Here is a 17,976-nt window from a genome sequence, read left to right as displayed (position 1 = left end):
AATCTTCTCACCTTTTTGGCTATTCACAATTCGGCTGGGTTGAGCACTGATCCGCCGCGCAACCACGCCAGTTCTTTTGATGGATTGAAACAGTCCGAAACCTCTCCCGTTGCTCGAATGTCCTTCTTAAGATCGAACATTACGACCGGCGCTCCGTCGCTCAGGTTGAGCTTGTGCAAATCTATCCAAGCGACTGTCGGATTCTGAGTGAACTCGAAATAATACCTTCCATTGGTCAGATCACTGATCGTGCGCCAGCGGGTGGGAGAGACGTTGGGCCGGGTTGGATCACTAATACCCCAAGGCGTTGACATGTTCCGAATGACGGCCAGTACATTTGCGACAGCCTCATGGTAGTCAGCCGGCTCCTCAGGCAGCGCACTGAGATAATAGGCGCCGCGCACAAAACGTTCGTCGGCCTGCGAGCCGCCCGGAAGCGGTTGATCCCCGCCAAGACCAACATACTTCTTCATGTTTTCAAGCTGTTGTTCGTATGGTGGCGAGTTCGTCATGATTGTGACATCACGGCCTTTGTGAACGCTGAACTTTCCGTCCAACACCTCGATTACCGCCGAGTTGCCGGTCTTGTCGGCAATTGAGTAGTGGAAGGGTGACTGCACCTTGTCATCAAAATGCATCATGTAGATCGGCACGATCTGAATGCTGTCTAGCGCAGCGAGCACTTCGTCCACCGTCGCGAAGTTGTCGAGCATCCATTGCGCAAAAATCGAAACTGACAGACCGCCCTTTGAGGTATCGCGAGGGCCAAAGTCCGACTCCGCGAGATACAACAGGTTGGCGTTCAATCCCGCTTCGTTCATGCCATCAGTAATTGCCGCGCCGTAGCAGGCCCCAACTATACTTCCGTACTTCGATGTCCAGGTCTCAGGATTGTCGTCTACCGCGCCGTCACGCTTCATCCCTTTGGGAAACGCGTAAACTTTGGTTTGCAAGCTCTCGAACCAATCCTCATTCCGGCCTACCAGCATTGGTTGGCCATCCTTGTTGAAAAAAATGCGCGAACACATGGTCTTCTCCCTGTCTCAGACTCTACTGTTGATCTTGGCCTGACTGTCGCTTCAAAACTTTGAAGGTTACCTAGGCAGCGGATTACCGTTGATTGCCCGAACGATAGCACGCGCCATGCCTTCTTCCTGGTTTTCCCCATCACTGGTGCTGAAGAATGCCACGACGGTGTCGGTCTCGGGTGAGATGTAAATCCCCTGCCCGCCCACTCCGGCCTTGAACAGGTCGCCGTCTGAAAAGACAGCATCCCACTGGTAACGGTTAGAGATCGCGCCGGCATCATCCCAGAAGGTGATGCTGTTCTTCTTGCCGATCCAGCCCTTGTCGTACATGTCGAGATACGTCCGGTCATAGATCTTGGCCATGACCGCGTCAGGGATCAGTTGCTCACCAGCCAGCTTCGCGCAGCTTGGCGAAAAGGCCATGCCGAACCTGGCCAGATCGCGCAGCGTAGAGTTCATGCCGAAAAAACCGAGTGTATTTCCGGTCGGGCTGACCACGTAAAAAGCGTCATGCTCCATGCCAAGCTTAGACCACAACCGTTCTGAGAACTGCGCGTAGAGCGGTTTGTCGGCGATCCGCTCATTAATCCGGTTCATGACAAAGGTGTCGATGGAGTTGTATTCAAACTTCTGATGCGGTGGAGAATGCCGCTCCATATCGCGCAAGACATCAACCCATGTTTCATTGCGACCGCGCACATCGGGCAACATGCCGACCGCGCTCGTCGCCGCCCAGCGAAACCAGATTTGGTCAGGATCGGTGCGCGAGTTTGGCTCCGGCTCATCGTGCTCTGTGCCGTTGAGGCCCGTGGCCATGTCCATGGCTTCGACGACTTTCACCGTGTCCCATACCGATCCTTGCAATTCTGTCAGGTAGGAACTGACCGGCGCGTCCACATCGACATTCCCCTCATGTTCATGCATCGCCATCATGGTTGACCCGGTGACTTTGGTGACGGACATCCACAGATGCTTCTCATGCGGTTTCATCGTGCGATAGCGTTCGTAAACGATCTCACCACCTTTCACGACCATCATGGCGTCGATTGGTTTGGTGGCAAAATGTTCATCCACGCTGACCCAGTCACCATGCTTGTTCCGGTATTCGATATTCCCGATTGACGGGTCGACTGCGTAGGGCAGGTCGACCACGGGTCCACCGCGCATTACCTGCGCCGTTGGTCTGATTTTTGAGAAGTTCACATAGGAGTACTGCGTTTCAGGAGATGGAAACTGTACCTTGACCATATTCTCCGGCGCGTTGAGATAGGCGCTGATCTCGAGAACGCGGTCAAGCGGCACGTTTGTACTGAGATCTTCGGGTTTCGCGAGGATAGGTCCATCGGTCGATGTATTAGCCACTTTTTTGCTCCCAGCTGTAATGAAACTTGCGTTTGTCCAATATCACAATGAAATCAAACAAGATCATGAATCGAGATAGATGCAACTGTTTTCTGGTCAAACTTGTGGGTCATTCGCTTGGCGCCCCTATCTTGACCAAAGGTGCCTTACCAAAGACGTGGAAAGTAACCTTCCCCCGGTCTTTCGCGTGATGGGATACAGCCCGCCAGACCGGATCAAAGTCGGTGAATTCCTTGGTATCGAGGCGGAAGCCTAAAGTTACCCCTGAAGCTTGCGAGTCGCCGTTGAAAAAAGCTGCCCACAAGTAGGCACTTCGACAGATTTTTCTTTTTTCGCACTTTCACCAGTCGAGAGATGCACGTGCACCTCGCGACCTGTTTGATCAACAGCAAGACAATACACAATCGATTGAGAAACCGATCCAGTGGCGGCAAGAAGTCTTTTCAGGGCACTATGGCCAGAATGACGAGTCCGACGACGATAAATGTCAAGCTGGATACAGCGCCTGGTAAGCCAAAGGCAACAGCCGGTGCGGAACTCTTGGCATCCTTGCAGACCTCAGCGATTGCGACGCCTGTCATGACGCCAGTCGTGGCACCGGCGTTCTCAGCAACGTTCAACCTCATGATGAAGTGCCCGAATAAGAAACAAGAAATCGTGCAAACCGTCGTCACAAATGCTCCGGCAATCAGAAGGTTTACCCCAAAAGCCTGCATGGTCGAAATCAACGAACCACCTGCGCCAATTGCGACAGCCGCGATAAAGAGTGACAACCCTAGGTCAGAGAGCGCCGTTGCCGCGGGCGCGGATACCGACCCCATGCTGGGGCTGCGGGTCCTTAACCAACCGAGAATAGCCCCGCCAAACATGGCACCCATTGCGGACCCCCCGAGGGGTGGAATTTCAATCCCGGCTATGGTCACTGAAATCGTACCCAAGGCCGCAAATATGGCGATGAAAAATGAAGTATTCATCAAATCAGTCGTCATCTGGTTTGTGACCTCGTAACCGACTTCGTCGGCAAATATCGACACACACCGTGCTGAACCAAACACAAACAGCACGTCCCCAGCGATCAGTTCAAAATCCTCGTCGTCTATTGGCATTTCTGTACCGAGCCGCACTACGCGCTCCAGGCTGACACCGTAGCCATGCTCGTTTAGCAGTTCCGAGAGTCTTCTGCCGACGTGTGCATTGTTGGTGAGAACGAGTTCTGCCGATGCCATATCCACGGCCAAAGCGTCATTATCCGCAACTTCCGGCCCCAGCGTCTCATTACCCCTCAAGAGCAAATGGCTGGGCGCAAGGAAGGTCAAGATATCATCTTTTGCAAGGACCAGATCATCGGTGACGGTCAAACGTTCTCCATTGCGAATTACCTGCTCAAGTGAAGGTAAAGCTCCTTCTTCTCGCCGCTTTTCAACGTTTTTGACAAGCTCGCCAGTTGTACTTCCGATGTACTTCGGTAATTCCAGCCTCCAGGCCCGAACGGATGGCGCTACGCGCTTCTGGGGCACACTCCCGACTACGTCAAGTTTCGCCGCTTCTTTAGCTATGTCTGCTCCCACAAGCGTTGGGCACAATTTAATAAGGATAATTAGTCCAAATGTGCCATACAGATAAGTGATGGCGTAGGCGCTGGCGAGGATATTGCCCGCATCTGACGGCGCCATACCCTCTGGAAGCTGGACCGATCCGGAAAACACAGCGCCTTGAGCGGCGGCTAGGACCGCAGATGTTGTGACCGCGCCGGCAGTCAGCCCACCGGCGACAATGTTGTTCAAGCCAAACACCAAAGCCATGAGATAAACCGAGACCCCAGCGACCACGGCAGTAAAAACGCACATTACCAAGTATTTGAAAGCCGACTTACTTTTAAAACACGCACCAGGCCAGGTCCAACCATCGTTCCCAGAACAAAAAGGTAAATTGTAAACGTCAACCCTTTGATTATTTCCGGAACTTCGATTTGTGCCAATCCGATAACCAACCCGACAATCAGTATTCCTGTAGTTGGTCCAAGCCCGATACCGGCAATCTTCAGCTTGCCGACCAGATACCCCAATCCGATGACAACAAAGAGAAGAATGACAACATTTTCTCGAGCATAAGAAATCAAAGCTTCCACACGTCTTTCCCGATCAGGCTAGTTCCTCAACTGCAATATTGCGGCACACCAATCGATGTCCAAGGCCAAGTATTTTGTTTCAAACACCTTCGTTTCTGGCTGCTTTAGGCAAGTTATTCAGCAAAATATGACTTGTCATCAAGCGTTTTCAACAGCTTCACAATGTAGGCAATCATTCTGTGACACAGGGCTGTCACACGGGGCAAGGCTAGCTAAGGAGGAGAGTGAACGCGCCATTTCAGCCTGTTTAGGATTGCAATTGGAAAACTCATAAGATCAAGATACATCTCGATTAATGCATTATTGTGATCTCATCAAACGATGCCATGACCATGGACTCCTTGCGCCTTAAAGCTGCTATCAAATTGGCGTTGGCTTTGGTGCTTGCGTATTGGATCGCTTTGTCGATGGACTGGGCTAAGCCCTACTGGGCCGGTCTCTCAATAGTTGCTTGTTCGTTGACAACATTTGGCGAGTCCTTTCACAAAGGACTACTCCGGCTGGGTGGCACGTTCTTGGCAATTGTCGTTGCGATTGCTCTGCTGTCGCTGTTCCCGCAGGATCGTTGGCTATTTATCGCAGCGCTCAGTTTATGGCTGGCATTCTGTTGCTTCAATATGTTTCGAACGTCTCGCTCATACTTCTGGATGACTGCCGGATTTGTGGTGCCCATATTGGTCATTGGAGGCGGCGAAAACCCGGTCAATGATTTTACTGTTGTGGTTCTTCGGGCTCAGCAAACCGTCCTTGGTATTGTGTGCTTCAGTGTCGTCTACTCACTGCTATGGCCCTACAGCAGTCGGGAACAGTTCGAAGAAGAAGTACGCAAAGCACTTACTTTAAAACGACGTCTTCTCATGGCGACCTTGGACATCTTGACTGGAAATGAGCGCAAGGAAGACCTGCCAAAGCTTCGGATGCAGATCGCTCAATTGCGCTCCACTGTCGAAAGGCTTTTGGATGCCGCAATTGTCGATAGTTATGACGTCTGGGATAGACGCCTTGTCTGGCGGCAATTCGTGGCAAATATGGCGTCACTGGACCGAGAGCTTCAGCGTTTATATTTGAACGCAAGAGACTTGGAAGACTCCCGTGACACAGCCCAAGTCCAATCTCTTTGCTCCGCGATACTGAGTACCGAGCAATATCTTCTTGAAGCGGAGAAAATTCTGTCCGCAACCGCATCGCAAGCTGGGTATCACACCGAAAACCAGATTACCCAAGAAATGGTCAACAGCGGGCTAGGACACTTCCAACTTGCTGCCATGACTGCCACCCGTCACAATGTCCAACGGTCGCTAGAATACAGTCGGTCTTTGTCAGATTTGATGACCAACATTAAAGATGCAAGCTGGAAGGCAAACACCCGGCATTTGGCCTCATCCCAACAACCTAAACCCACATCCGAATTCCTTGATCGGGATATGTGGAGCGCGCTAATCCGTGTTCAGGTTATATTTCTTGCGACAGTGGCATGTGTCCTGTTTGTTCCAGGCTTTCCCAATCCGGCTCTTGTAATATGCATAGGCGTTTCTCTCGCTCTGAACCTTGCTTTACATCCGCAGGCGTCTGTCTCCGTCGCGCTGCCTTTCGCAGCGATCCTACTGTTGATTGTTGGAACTGTGCACCTTGTTCTATTACCGCTATTGGCCACCTTCTGGCAGTTGGCTTTATTAATCTTCGGCACCACAGTCCTGGTGGCTTACTTAACTTCCCGCCCGGAACAAATGATTGTTCGAAGTTTTTTCCTGAACTTGTTTCTGGTCGGCCTTCAGATCGATAATCAGCAGCAATACAGTTTCCTCTTCTTTGCAACCATGTTCATCGGTTTGTTCTGTGTAATTGTGATCATCGAATGCACGCGTTTTTTCCCGGTTTCTTTAAGGCCGGAAATCCGTGTGGAAGCTCTAACAAAGCGTTTCTTTTCTAGCGCGGATTATGTGGTCCGACACAGCCTTACCGACCAAAGAGAGCAACCAAACTGGTTTAATCGGATGCGCCTTTCGCTACATGTCAGCGAGATAGATAGCATTCCGACCAAACTTGTTCCTTGGCTATCTGCATTGTCGGAACCAGCACTGGGCAATACCAAAAGGACGGATACGCTTCAAATCGCGACAAGTTTGGAAGCGCTGAGCAGCAAGCTAATTGAATTTGCCGCAACCCGAAGACTGTCACAGGCAGCTTCACTGAGAGAAGGCGGTGGCGAAGCAATGAAGCAGTGGCGCTTGGCCGTTGCGGATGTAATGTTGGATATTGAACGCGACCCAGGGGGGATTGACCCTGAATATCTGCAAAACAGGCTTCAAAGCGCTACTGTAGCCCTTGAGAAGACTGTAGAAGTCCTAATTAACAAAGAGTCTAGTTCAAATTTGAATACCGCTGACTACGAAAACATGTATCGTCTTCTTGGCGCGTATCGCGGTCTTGCGGAGGGTGTTTTGGGGTACACCGGCAGAGCGGCATTCATTGATTGGCACGCACTACGAGAGTCCCGTTTCTGAAGTCGAGGAAAAAATGCTACCTGTTCCAAGCGAATTCGACTTTTTTGGCGTCTACCTCTCACCACTTTTCATATCTTCCCTACTGGCAGTCGTTCTAACTATGATGACGGCGCGTGTTTTGAACCGTTTCCGAATGTCGCGTTTCATCTCTCATCCGGCGTTGGTTTTTGTTGCACTTGTAGCAATCTATACGTCCGTCATCGGAACCTTTCTTATCCCGGCATAGTCAAATGAACCGAAACACCAAGTTGATCGTCACAGTTGCAATCGTACTCGTCGCTTTGGGCGCCGTGTTCTTGAAATATGCCATTTACGTATCCAACCCATGGACGCGCAATGGGCAGGTTCGCGCAAATGTTCTAGAAGTTGCACCGCGCGTTTCCGGGCCAATCGTCAACCTTCCGATACGAGACAACCAGTTTGTAAAGGCTGGGGATCTTCTCTTCGAAATCGATCCGCGCACTTTCGAAGCAGCACTGTCGCAAGCACAAGCGAGATTCGACAAAACCGTCGAAGATCTGGCTTCTTTGGATAAGCAAATTGAGGCCGCCCGTGCGAGTGTTCAGCAATATGAATCGTCGATCCAACAAGCCGAGTCTCAATTGTCTTCCGCAAAAGCCCAGCAGACAGAGGCACAACGTCAATTTGACCGGGCCTCTGTTTTGGTAAGCGACGGTCGCATCCCCGAGTCACAGTTCGACGAATTACAAAGAGATTTGGACGTTGCTCAAGCAAACACCGCCAGAGCACAAGGCGGAGTGGTTCAAGCCAAAGCCGCGCTCGCCCAAGCGCAGGCTTCGCTGGAGGGCTCAATTGCAAGCCGCGGCGTAACTGGTGAGGAAAACTCAAGCCTCCGCGAGGCTAAAGCTGCTCTAGAAGCTGCGCGCCTCAACCTTGAATTCACTAAAGTACATGCCTCAGTTGACGGATATGTGGCAAATCTGACATTGCGTCTCGGCAGCCAGGCTGTCGCTAATCAACCGATCCTTGCACTCATTGATGCCCAAAGCTTTTGGGTCGACGCTTATTTCCGCGAAAACTATGTAGGCGATATATCCCCTGGTAACCGCGCCGCCATAACGCTCATGTCTAACCCCGATATCGTAATTCCTGGGGTGGTGGATAGCATCGGGCGAGGAATTGCCAAAAGTGATGGGAGTGTTGGAGTCAATCTCTTGCCAAACGTGAGTCCAACGTTTGAATGGATCCGACTGGCACAGCGAATTCCGGTAAGAGTAGAAATTGACCAACTCCCCGAGGGAGTCGAATTGCTTGTAGGCACAACGGCGTCGGTTCTTGTGATGACTAATACGGATTCAACCGATGTAAATGAAGCGTTACCACCGCCGGCGCCGACAATTCTACAATAGTCGGTTCAATAGGTTCGGTACTCGCGAGGCCTACAAGACGACTGGTTGGTGATACGTGAGTGGTTGGAAGCGCACGGTGTCGCTGCCCCTGATCGCGTCTTTTCTAAAGTGCCTGAGTTGGCGGGCAACATGTCCGATTGGCGCCCTATGTCAAAGCATGGCGCACAAGACTAGTGACGAGACGCCAGTTCTGCTGGCCACCAGTTGTAGTGCCGCATTCCTAGTTATAACAGTGCTTTGTCAGTATCGAGAGGCGCAAAATGAGCAGAAGACGGATGTGTCGCAAACATTTGGAAAGGCCAAAGTCAGCGACTTACTGGATACACCTATCCTGCGATCTCGGCGAATAGCTGAAAGCCGGAAGTCTTATCGCTTGAGAATTGCCGCTTCCGGATCATGTTGGCGACTTCGATACCGTCCAAAGTAGCTGATGCGGATCTGAACGATTTGAACCCGCGCATGTGCCGTATGCGACGCTTGATAAACCGATGATCTTGTTCGATCAGGTTATTCAGATACTTGGACCTGACCGTTTGGATTTTGGCTAGGCAGCCGAACCGCTTCAGGATCCTGTTCACCTCTCGAATGCCCGCCGCGTTGGCGCCGCTTTTGTCGATGACGATCTTGCTCGGGATTCCATTCGTCGATAGCGCTTTGCCAAAGAACCTTGCTGCTGCTGGACGGTTCCTGCGCTCAGACAGCATGAAATCAAGAGTATTCCCAGCTTTGTCGACGGCCCGATAGAGGTACACCCAATTGCCGCGAACACGAATATAGGTCTCGTCCATGCGCCATGAACTCAGTGTTGGACGCTTCTTTGACTGCGCACGAGCAGCGACGATCGGCGAGTATTTCACAACCCACCTATTCAATGTGGCATGATCAACTCGCACACCGCGCTCAGCCATGATCTCTTCCAAGTCACGATAGGACACCGTGTACCGCAGATAGAAGTAAACAGCGTACAAAACTGCATCCTTAGGGAAATGACAGCCCTTTAACGAGATCATGCTCAAATAACCTGTTCGAAAATTAATCGACTAGTACAAAAAACTCAGATCACCCAGGCTCGTCAACTATACCTCAGAGTTTGCGACACATCCGTTTACGACACATTTTTTTAACAGAGCATTGCCTTTACTGCCCATTTTTTACAGCTTTTGAGCACTGCTTTGAAGCCGTGTTACAGGTGTATGGTGATGTTAGGCTCTTTAACCCTAGCTGTCTTTTGGCTCACCACAACTAGCAACCTTGTCTTGTTAACTTTTTCTGTCTTCTGAAATGCGCGCAGTAATCAATAGCCCTGCTTTTCACCTCGGCAGGTACACTTCATAATCCGTAGTACGGCTCTTGCTTGTGACTCAGGCATCGATCGTAGACTTCCGAGCAACTCCGATCAAACCGCAGGACCATTTAGCTTCCAGGTTTGGTATTTCCGGAATGGCTATTCGAAAACTTTTTTCTCGGAAGACGGCCAGCGTACCTGCAAATCTCTTCGCCACTTAAACGTTGACACTTCACACCCAGCTTTTCGGTGCAGCTAAAACCTGATCATTTCATGCCAGTTGAAGTAGCTGCGCTCTGTTCTCTCTCAACGAAGACAGAGCACAGCCAACCTTCGAACCCAAGGCTTACAGAATGGAACGTGACCTAGGCCAGACTGCTAGCAATCTTTTCAAGCAACGCCTGAGCTTCCTCGACTGAAACGTTTTCAATCTGAATGCGGATACGCACTTCATTGGCCGACAATTCGCCGACCACGTTGCCTCCACCGGACAACGCGACAGAAGTCAGTTTTTGCACTTGCTGAGGCCTACCTCCCCGCGACTTGATTTTGCCGGGTTGGTTCAATGATTTTAGTGCTGCGTTTAGAACAGCCCATTCTGACTTCGCATCACTCGGCTCAGAAGCGACCAAGGCATTCCGGAGCTCCGTCTGAGCGCCCGAACGCAATGCAGCCGCAAGGGACAATCCTATTTTCTCTGTCAAATCAATAGGGTATCGCAAAACGTCCCCCAATGCTTCGTGCACGAGGGCAAAACTTCTGACTTTCGAGCGCTTGGCTTTAGAAGCTGCTGCAAACAAAACATCCACCGCCTCCTCGGTCGAAGAAAAAACCCCCTGCCCCGCAGCCAACACGGCAATGCGACCTCGTTCGTATGGGCTAAGATTCGCTCTCAGTTCATTCTCTTCGACCATCGAAACGTAGGCTCCCTGCCCCGTTCCAGCCTGGCGCACAAATGCCGGGATTTTGGCAAACCGCGACTCCGTTTGAGATAGACGACGGAAGGCCACCAGTCGTCGAAAGCCGGAAATCAGCCCATAGCCTTCGCCGCTTTGCGTCACCTCAATTGGCGTTCTCAATCCGTTTTCCCGTAGCGATTCTAGCAACTCGGCCATCGCCTCTTCGTCCTCGGCCATACGGTCGCGACGAATGAAGTCAGGATCAATCGCTTCGATAGGCAGCTCTTCAGCGACCAATCCGGCGTCCTGAGCTGCGCGCCATTTGGACGCGTCACCTTGATCTTTCGCCAAAGCAGCCCGATCAGTGACGGACGTCATACCGTTTAGCATGGCAGCTTCTGCAGCAACTTGCGCTATTGGGGGCGTGACACCCGAACCCTCAAATGGGTTCAACGATGGTTTCGCGGCGAAACCTTCCTCGATCTCCTTGAGCTCCTTAGTGTCCGGCACCGAAAGTCTTCTGCGTTTAGCCATTGCTCTCACCTCCCATATTTGCGTCGCGCCACCAGCAACCGATCAGGACTTCTTTGAATTCTGCGTATGTGCGATCAAACGTTTCCCGCCCTCTGACGTAGGTTTCCCGGTTGAAGTCTCTGTAATCCGCTTCATAGATGCCGTTAACTTGCTCGCCCGCCTGCCCGACAAGCGCAGTAAAATCCTGCCGGTAAGCATTCATAAAGTCACCAAAATAAGCTTGGATGACATTCGCCATGTCTGTTTGCTGGCTGGCGTCAAACCTGGTTATGATGGCCCGAACAACGTCCCACTCAAATTTCAGTTCCGGTAAGCCTGCGGCCCTCAAGGCTGCATTCTCTCCGTCCTCTATACTGGCGAAAGTCGTGTAGAGCATATCGAAGAATCTGCCCGTTGAATCAAATTCAAGGAACGAGGCCCCCAACGGCACCAAAAGAATGTCAGCGGCTGCAAGAGCGTTGATTGTAAGGTACCCAAGTGCAGGAGGGGTATCGAGAAAGACAATATCGTAGTCATTCAGAACCCCCTCATCCTCTAAGAAATTTGTCAACCCATCCCACAACGGCCAACTCCGAAGTCCCATTCGCCACACAGGTATCTGAAACTCGGCCCAGTAGAGGTTCAACTGCGCTCCGATAAGGTCAATGTTTGGCCAATGTGTTTTTTGAATTACGTCTTTTGGGGAGGTTTTCATCGCCTCTTCTAGAGTTTCATCCAAGGCTATTTCTGGCTGTCCTGCAGCGCTTCGCACACGGTTCTCTTCCTGTACCGCACGCGCGTAATCTTTTGCTATCAAAGGGAAAACTGTTTGCCACTCATCTGCTACGCGTCCGCCCAAGATAGAGGTCATGGATCCTTGACTGTCCAAGTCAACAACCAGCACCTTGTAGCCGTCTAAGGCAGCGGACATTGCCAAATGCGCGGCGGTAGACGTTTTACCAACGCCTCCTTTGAAATTTGCGACAGCCACAACTTTCGCAGGCAATCCTTCCGGGCGATAAGGCAGGTATTCTTTCGTACTAACTCCGCCTGCCGCAAAGTGTTTTCTGAGACTTATAACTTCTTCAAGAGTAAACCATTTGGAGCCGGCCTCACCTTCTCCTTGCGGAAGTTCCGGATTGGCCTTCAATACGCGTCTTAAATGCGCAGGAGCTACCGGAATTAGGTACTTTGTTATTTCCCAAATAGAAAAACGGCGAAGGCGTTTTTCTCCGTCTGGAGCGTAACCTCTTAGTGCCAGGTCTTCCCTCCCTTTAGCACAAAAGGTTGCCGCCTTGGCAAACCGCGTGGTTCCAATAGGGTCTGGAAGTTTCCCTGCCGCTTGCTCTGGATCTAGGTTAAAGTAGGGGGGCAGGGGAGGTTGCGTCGGTTTGCTCATTGTGTGTGCCTCATAGTATGTTCGCTATTAGAGCGTATATCGCCGAACTTAACGAACATTTTACGTAGGCGCTATCCTGTGAGTCGGGGTTTTCCACAAAAAACATGGATAGAGCGCCTTGGAGGTGTGTTCTGAATAAAAAAATGAATAGAACAACGCAACAAATCGTTTATTTATTTTTAGATATTTAGAGTCTTTGCCATTAGAAAAACGTTTAAAAACAACAGTATATAGCGTTTTGGGTACCTGGTTACAGGTGTTAAGGGACCATTCTTCGGTATCAAAGGTACCCGTATGCGGGTCGATTGGTAACAGAATTCGGTGGGAAAGGGCCCGATTCGCAGGATGTGCGGAAACCCGCCTTTTAGGCTCTGAGAAAAGCAAAAAATGTATCGGCGCTGGCTCGTGGTTACGGAGGTGTGGTCAATATACAGAGGTTTCTGTGGATAAGTTCGGATGGAAAGTCTTTGGGTACCCGTCTGCAGGATAAGGGTCATCCCGTATTTAGGCACCCAAAACTGTTTGCTCCGGAGGTACCTTTCGTGTCAAATGTCACAATAAAGAGCAGTCAGGCAGAATCATGCCAGAAACGAAATTGAACCTCGACCGTCTCTCGGGTGCGTTGCGCCGTGAAGCAGTCAAAAAGAACGTCGCTGCTATACACATCAGCGGTAAGTTGACGCTATTGCAGCGTAAGTTGTCGAATGTACTTTTGCTCAACGCCTATGATGCATTGACGTCTGCGACAACCCATACAATTGATGCGCGAACACTAGCGATGATGGTTGGGTACAACTCAAACGATTTTGATACATTGCGATCAAGCCTTCGAGCTTTGGCTGAAACTGTAGCCGAGTGGGACATGCTTGATGAAAAGGGCCGTCAAGAGTGGGGAGTTTCGTCTCTTTTAAGTTTTGCAAAGCTGAAGGGCGGTGTCTGTGAATATGCCTATTCACCAGCCCTGGCTCAAAAACTCTACGACCCCAAGATTTACGCTTTGATTAACGTGCAAATTCAGAAGAACTTCAGTTCTGGTCATGGACTGGCGCTTTATGAAAACTGTTACAGGTTTGTCAGAACCGGTTCGACTGGGTGGTGGTCGTTGGATGTTTTTAGGAAGTTGATGGGCGTTGATGGAAGCGACTACTACAGTAGTTTCAAGCATCTGAACGCAAAGATTATCAAGCCGGCTGTGGCAGAGGTAAACAAGAGCTCGGATATTCTGGTTGAGGCGGATTTTCAAAAGAAAGGTCGTACAGTCACCGATATTAGGTTCAGGATTAAAGGTAACCCCCAAAAGGCAATGTTCCAAATTGACGACAGTGATGGGGTTCGAAATTTGCCGGTTTATAAGAAGTTGCTAAAGCAAGGCGTGTCTGACCGGTTAGCTCGTCAGTGGATCGCGGAGCACGGTGAAGACTACGTACAGCAGAAACTCGAATATGTAAGCGGGCAGGGGAGTGTGAAATCTGCGTTGGGGTATCTTTCAGCGGCTCTACGGGACGATTACCAATCAAACTCACCTGAGAACGACGTTGAACCTTCGCCCGAAGCCAAAGAGGCTGCTCGGCTGCGGCGCCTGGAAAAGTATGAGGAGGATCAGGCATACGCAAAAAGAGCTGCCGAGCGTTCGGAACGTTCACGTATGTTCGCTATTGTTGAGAAGTTGGTTTCGCGGCGAAACCCTACGCAAAGAGATGCTGATAAGCGTCTGTTCATGGCAGGGTTGGAAAATGAACTTGATCGAGAGCACTTCCGGACACATGGTTGGCGGTCCGGGTTGAATGCCTCTAAGATTTTTGAGTTTTGGGAAGATCTTGAGCCTGAAGCGTTCATGCTGGTTTCGAAAGATGCGTAATAGGATCTTTGGTATCTCAATAGTGTTTTGCAGTACTATATTGAGCAATTCGACGCTCGCACGGCATTAGAGCCGCAATTTGTTCATCACCCGCATATCCTTAGCAAGGAAGTTTCTCCTACCTTTGAGAATATATGTAATTGCACAACGTTGGCTGATCAAAATGCCAATTGTAGCTTACTGGGAAGAATTGGGATGCGCGACGAAAACTTTTCGTTTGGTGTGTTGAAAGGTAATACGCAAAAAGGTAGGATAATGAGCGCATAGCGCGAAGCGACTATTACTGACTTGCTGGTTTAAAAGAGCCCTATGACTCCAAAACAAACCCGTTTTCGCTGGTTTTGTTGCCAAGCTTTGAGTCACGGAACTGTCCTGGCGAATTCGCCAAAGTACCGAGCAACCAATCAGTTTGCAGTGTTGTGGACAACTGAGATACCGCAGCAGGCCATGACTTCTTCCAGATCCTGGCAAGAAATTCCGTACCGGATATAGAAAACTACCGCAAAAAGGATCACGCCCTTTTGGATTCTGCGTACCTTTGAAGAAATCCAAGAACTGGCCTTCGGCTGGTTTTACCGAAAGTCATTCATCCGCGGTATCTGACGCCGTCAATAGCCAAAAGTATGTAACAGATTCTGGTGATACTTATCGAAGTCCTACTGGGTATTTCGGATCTTGCCGTGAAGGTAGGCATTTCCGTCGGGTAGCTTCAAAGAAGATACTTTAACAAAGCAAGCGCGAAGCTACTGGATATTTGTAAAGTGTCCCACTTTCTAAAACATGCTTGATAGTGGCACTACCAACTGGTTCGCGCGTTTGAAAAATGCCTGAACTGCGCAGAGAATTAGTGTGGCCTCAAGTTTTCAAAGCCCGCATTGGTTCTAGCGCTAACAAACGCACTACTTTTGATGGTTCCTTAGTGGATGTGAATGCCTATAAGTTTACTGGTCTCTCGTGCGCTGCAATAATTGCCAAGACAATCCTCAAAACTTCCAAAAAATAGACAGTTTGCACTTTTTTTAACTTTTTTGTTGCCGAAACCGGTTTCGGAACATTGAAATACCCTTAATGACTACGAATCTTTCATATCCACTAACCAACCATTCCAGCCAGATGACTGTGTCCGGCCGAGTTAAGCTGGACGAGTTGGCCGCACACCTCGGCTTGTCCAAGAGCACGGTTTCGCGGGCGCTCAACGGGTATTCCGATATTTCTCCGGTTACGCGTGCGCGGGTTGAAAAGGCCGCGCGGGCCTTGGGGTATCGACCGCTCAGTCACGCGCAGGCGATCCGAACCGGGCAGGTTCGGGCTATTGCGATGGTGCTGAACAGCGAAGAGCCGGATCAGCACAATCCCTTCTTGCAGGACTTTCTGGCCGGAGCCTGCCAAGCGGCGAGCAGTCTCGACTGGACCATGACCATCTCTACGGCCACATCCGAGAAAGACACGCTGAAAGTGCTCAGCCGACTTTACCAGGAGCGCAAGGCAGACGGATTCATTCTACCGCGAACAGCAGTGAAGGATGCGCGCATCGGTTTGCTGCGTAGCCTCGACGTTCCGCATATCCTTTATGGGCGCACGGGCTATGGGCAGCCGAACAAGTGGGGCGAAACCTCGTGGTTCGACATTGCGGGGGAAAGTGCAATGCGCAACGCCGTTTTGCGGCTGAACGAATTTGGGCATTCGCGTATCGGCTTTGTTGGAAGCGACCCCAAGTTCAACTACGCACATCTGCGCCGTGACGGCTATGCCGAGGGTATGCAGGCTGCTGGCCTGCCTTTGGACACGGATTTAATCCGTGAGGGCGCACGCACGCGCGAAGACGGTGCGTCGCAGGGGCGGGCGCTGATGGCGCTGGAATGTCCTCCGACAGCGATTGTGTTTGCGACCGATCTGGCAGCTCTGGGGTTCTGCGCGGATGCGCAGGATCAGGGTTTCGAAATTGGGCGCGATATTTCGGTGATTGGCTACGACGGCGTACCGGAATGCCAATACGCCCGCCCGGCGCTGACAACCTTCTCGGTGGATTCGCGCAAGGCAGGGCAACGGTTGGCAACCTTGTTGATCCAGCAAATCCAAGGGGCTGACCCCTCGACATTACAAGAACTGGTTGATGCCACCCTTGTTACGGGTGGTTCGGACGGTCCGCCAAGACTGACGCCAGAAGAACTGGCGCAGAAACGACAATATCTAACAAACCAAAAACGGGGAGATCTAACATGAGACTGAAATCCAAAGCGTCCCGGCTGTTGCTTGGAACGTCGCTCGCCTTTGCGTTGACCGCGTTGTCGGCGCAAGCGGACACGATCCGGTTCTGGACCACAGAGGAACAGCCCGAGCGTTTGGCCAAGCAACAAGAGATGGCCGATCAGTTCAAAGTCGAAACCGGCACCACAGTCGAGGTAATCCCGGTCACCGAAAGCGATCTGGGAACGCGCGCTACTGCCGCATTTGCCGCTGGGGACCTGCCGGACGTGGTCTATCACACTTTGCAATACGCTCTGCCTTGGGCCGAGGCTGGTATTCTGGACACCGAAGCCGCGACCGAGGTGATCGAAGAACTGGGTGCTGGCACATTCGCTCCGGGTGCTTTGGCGATGGCTGCGTTCAATGGCGAAACCGCGTCGGTGCCGGTGGATGGCTGGACGCAGATGATTGTCTATCGCAAGGACTTGTTTGACGAGGCCGGACTTGAGGCGCCCAGTTCCTATGCAAATGTCTTGGCCGCGCTGGACAAGCTGCACAACCCGCCCGAGATGTATGGATTTGTTGCCGCAACCAAGGTGGACGAGAACTTCATGAGCCAGGTGCTGGAGCACGTGTTTCTTGCCAATGGCGTCAGCCCGGTCGGCCCGGATGGGTTCCAGCCTCTGGACGAAGCGAAGACAACCGAGGTCTTGGACTTCTACAAGGCGATTTCAAAAGCGTCGCCTCCGGGTGAGTTGTTCTGGAAGCAATCGCGCGAGCTGTATTTTGATGGCAAAGCCGCGATGATCATCTGGTCGCCCTTCATTCTGGACGAGTTGGCCGGTCTGCGCGACAGCGCGCCGCCAACAATCAACGATGATCCGACCTCGCGCGATTTGGCGTCGAAAACAGGGATTGTCACCAATTTCTCAGGCCCCTCCAACCCGGATGGGGCAGCTTGGGGCGATGTTCGGTATTTTGGGATCACCAATGACGCCGACACGGACGCGGCGATGGAGTTTGTGAAATTCGCTATGGATGACGGGTACACCCAAACCTTGTCAATCGCGCCCGAGGGTAAGTTCCCGGTTCGTCGCGGTAACGCCGAAAACCCGACCGCTTTTGCCGAAGCCTGGGCAGAATTGCCTGTAGGCGTCGACCGCAAGGCGCCGCTGGGTGATCTTTATGATCAGGCGATGATAGATGAGATTGTCGGCGGATTGGATGTGGCGCAGCGTTGGGGAGTGGCCGAAGGGCAGCTCTCGCTGGCCTCCAAGATGATCAACAGTCAGGCCATCAACCGGGTTGTGCGCCAGTATATCGATGATGAAATCGACGCCGCGGCTGCCGTGGCCGCGATGAATGATGAGCTTGCCAAGGTCCAGTAAACTCCTGCTTGACCGGCAATTGTAGCGGCGTGCGCGCCGCTACACCTAAACCTCT

13 protein-coding genes are annotated in these 17,976 nt (G+C 51.5%); 6 read left to right on the top strand and 7 right to left on the bottom strand.

Annotated features, from left to right (window positions below):
- Positions 1–23: 23 nt before the first annotated feature.
- The 4 genes from AC2TAD_RS14540 to AC2TAD_RS14525 all read right to left on the bottom strand — a co-directional run bounded on the left by AC2TAD_RS14540 (position 24) and on the right by AC2TAD_RS14525 (position 4,518).
- Entirely contained in the window at positions 24–1,028 is a 1,005-nt protein-coding gene (locus AC2TAD_RS14540) for a linear amide C-N hydrolase (protein WP_170621463.1), read from the bottom strand.
- 66 nt (positions 1,029–1,094) lie between these two features.
- Positions 1,095–2,390: a serine hydrolase domain-containing protein gene (locus AC2TAD_RS14535; RefSeq protein WP_170724468.1), complete on the bottom strand. Its 1,296-nt coding sequence runs from the start codon at positions 2,388–2,390 to the stop codon at positions 1,095–1,097.
- A 443-nt stretch (positions 2,391–2,833) separates the two neighbouring features.
- Positions 2,834–4,237, bottom strand: a complete 1,404-nt coding sequence (locus AC2TAD_RS14530) for an aspartate-alanine antiporter-like transporter (protein ID WP_480868520.1) — start codon at positions 4,235–4,237, stop codon at positions 2,834–2,836.
- Positions 4,237–4,518 carry an aspartate-alanine antiporter-like transporter gene (locus AC2TAD_RS14525; RefSeq protein ID WP_353392278.1) on the bottom strand — a complete coding sequence of 94 codons (282 nt, stop codon included), beginning with the start codon at positions 4,516–4,518 and terminating at the stop codon, positions 4,237–4,239. The genes AC2TAD_RS14530 and AC2TAD_RS14525 overlap by 1 nt, the downstream gene beginning before the upstream one ends.
- A gap of 326 nt (positions 4,519–4,844) precedes the next feature.
- Here AC2TAD_RS14525 and AC2TAD_RS14520 point away from each other — a divergent pair, with 326 nt between their 5' ends.
- Genes AC2TAD_RS14520 through AC2TAD_RS14510 form a run of 3 tightly spaced genes read left to right on the top strand, consistent with a single transcriptional unit; the run spans position 4,845 to position 8,392 of the window.
- Positions 4,845–7,022 carry an FUSC family protein gene (locus AC2TAD_RS14520; protein ID WP_480868518.1) on the top strand — a complete coding sequence of 726 codons (2,178 nt, stop codon included), beginning with the start codon at positions 4,845–4,847 and terminating at the stop codon, positions 7,020–7,022.
- Positions 7,023–7,035: 13 nt separating this feature from the next.
- A complete protein-coding gene (locus AC2TAD_RS14515) occupies positions 7,036–7,248 on the top strand; it encodes a DUF1656 domain-containing protein (RefSeq protein ID WP_353392282.1) in 213 nt (70 codons plus the stop codon).
- Between the two features lie 4 nt (positions 7,249–7,252).
- Positions 7,253–8,392 (top strand): HlyD family secretion protein, encoded by a 1,140-nt coding sequence (locus AC2TAD_RS14510; RefSeq protein ID WP_353392284.1) that lies wholly within the window; start codon positions 7,253–7,255, stop codon positions 8,390–8,392.
- Positions 8,393–8,718: 326 nt separating this feature from the next.
- Here the strand turns inward: AC2TAD_RS14510 and AC2TAD_RS14505 are convergent, their stop codons facing one another.
- The 3 genes from AC2TAD_RS14505 to AC2TAD_RS14495 all read right to left on the bottom strand — a co-directional run bounded on the left by AC2TAD_RS14505 (position 8,719) and on the right by AC2TAD_RS14495 (position 12,488).
- A complete protein-coding gene (locus AC2TAD_RS14505) occupies positions 8,719–9,402 on the bottom strand; it encodes an IS6 family transposase (RefSeq protein ID WP_480868515.1) in 684 nt (227 codons plus the stop codon).
- 640 nt (positions 9,403–10,042) lie between these two features.
- Positions 10,043–10,873 carry a ParB/RepB/Spo0J family partition protein gene (locus AC2TAD_RS14500; RefSeq protein ID WP_480868513.1) on the bottom strand — a complete coding sequence of 277 codons (831 nt, stop codon included), beginning with the start codon at positions 10,871–10,873 and terminating at the stop codon, positions 10,043–10,045.
- A gap of 229 nt (positions 10,874–11,102) precedes the next feature.
- Positions 11,103–12,488 (bottom strand): AAA family ATPase, encoded by a 1,386-nt coding sequence (locus AC2TAD_RS14495; protein WP_170754356.1) that lies wholly within the window; start codon positions 12,486–12,488, stop codon positions 11,103–11,105.
- 580 nt (positions 12,489–13,068) lie between these two features.
- Between AC2TAD_RS14495 and AC2TAD_RS14490 the strand changes: the two genes are divergently transcribed.
- The 3 genes from AC2TAD_RS14490 (at position 13,069) to AC2TAD_RS14480 (ending at position 17,921) form a co-directional block, all read left to right on the top strand.
- Positions 13,069–14,346: a replication initiation protein gene (locus AC2TAD_RS14490; RefSeq protein WP_480868511.1), complete on the top strand. Its 1,278-nt coding sequence runs from the start codon at positions 13,069–13,071 to the stop codon at positions 14,344–14,346.
- A 1,068-nt stretch (positions 14,347–15,414) separates the two neighbouring features.
- Positions 15,415–16,569, top strand: coding sequence for a LacI family DNA-binding transcriptional regulator (locus AC2TAD_RS14485; RefSeq protein WP_480868509.1), 1,155 nt, complete (start codon positions 15,415–15,417; stop codon positions 16,567–16,569).
- Positions 16,566–17,921: an ABC transporter substrate-binding protein gene (locus tag AC2TAD_RS14480; protein WP_480868507.1), complete on the top strand. Its 1,356-nt coding sequence runs from the start codon at positions 16,566–16,568 to the stop codon at positions 17,919–17,921. The genes AC2TAD_RS14485 and AC2TAD_RS14480 overlap by 4 nt, the downstream gene beginning before the upstream one ends.
- The last annotated feature ends 55 nt before the right edge of the window (positions 17,922–17,976 follow it).

It is taken from the genome of Ruegeria sp. HKCCD7628 (genome assembly GCF_057221005.1).
Note: the sequence above shows the minus strand (reverse complement) of the source record. Positions and strands in the feature narration are given on the sequence as shown.

Excerpts from the sequence above, each read along its gene's own strand:
- AC2TAD_RS14540 (WP_170621463.1), bottom strand. The coding sequence starts at position 1,028 with ATGTGTTCGCGCATTTTTTTCAACAAGGATGGCCAACCAATGCTGGTA.
- AC2TAD_RS14530 (WP_480868520.1), bottom strand. The coding sequence starts at position 4,237 with ATGTGCGTTTTTACTGCCGTGGTCGCTGGGGTCTCGGTTTATCTCATG.
- AC2TAD_RS14520 (WP_480868518.1), top strand. The coding sequence starts at position 4,845 with ATGACCATGGACTCCTTGCGCCTTAAAGCTGCTATCAAATTGGCGTTG.
- AC2TAD_RS14515 (WP_353392282.1), top strand. The coding sequence starts at position 7,036 with ATGCTACCTGTTCCAAGCGAATTCGACTTTTTTGGCGTCTACCTCTCA.
- AC2TAD_RS14510 (WP_353392284.1), top strand. The coding sequence starts at position 7,253 with ATGAACCGAAACACCAAGTTGATCGTCACAGTTGCAATCGTACTCGTC.
- AC2TAD_RS14505 (WP_480868515.1), bottom strand. The coding sequence starts at position 9,402 with ATGATCTCGTTAAAGGGCTGTCATTTCCCTAAGGATGCAGTTTTGTAC.
- AC2TAD_RS14495 (WP_170754356.1), bottom strand. The coding sequence starts at position 12,488 with ATGAGCAAACCGACGCAACCTCCCCTGCCCCCCTACTTTAACCTAGAT.
- AC2TAD_RS14490 (WP_480868511.1), top strand. The coding sequence starts at position 13,069 with ATGCCAGAAACGAAATTGAACCTCGACCGTCTCTCGGGTGCGTTGCGC.
- AC2TAD_RS14485 (WP_480868509.1), top strand. The coding sequence starts at position 15,415 with ATGACTACGAATCTTTCATATCCACTAACCAACCATTCCAGCCAGATG.
- AC2TAD_RS14480 (WP_480868507.1), top strand. The coding sequence starts at position 16,566 with ATGAGACTGAAATCCAAAGCGTCCCGGCTGTTGCTTGGAACGTCGCTC.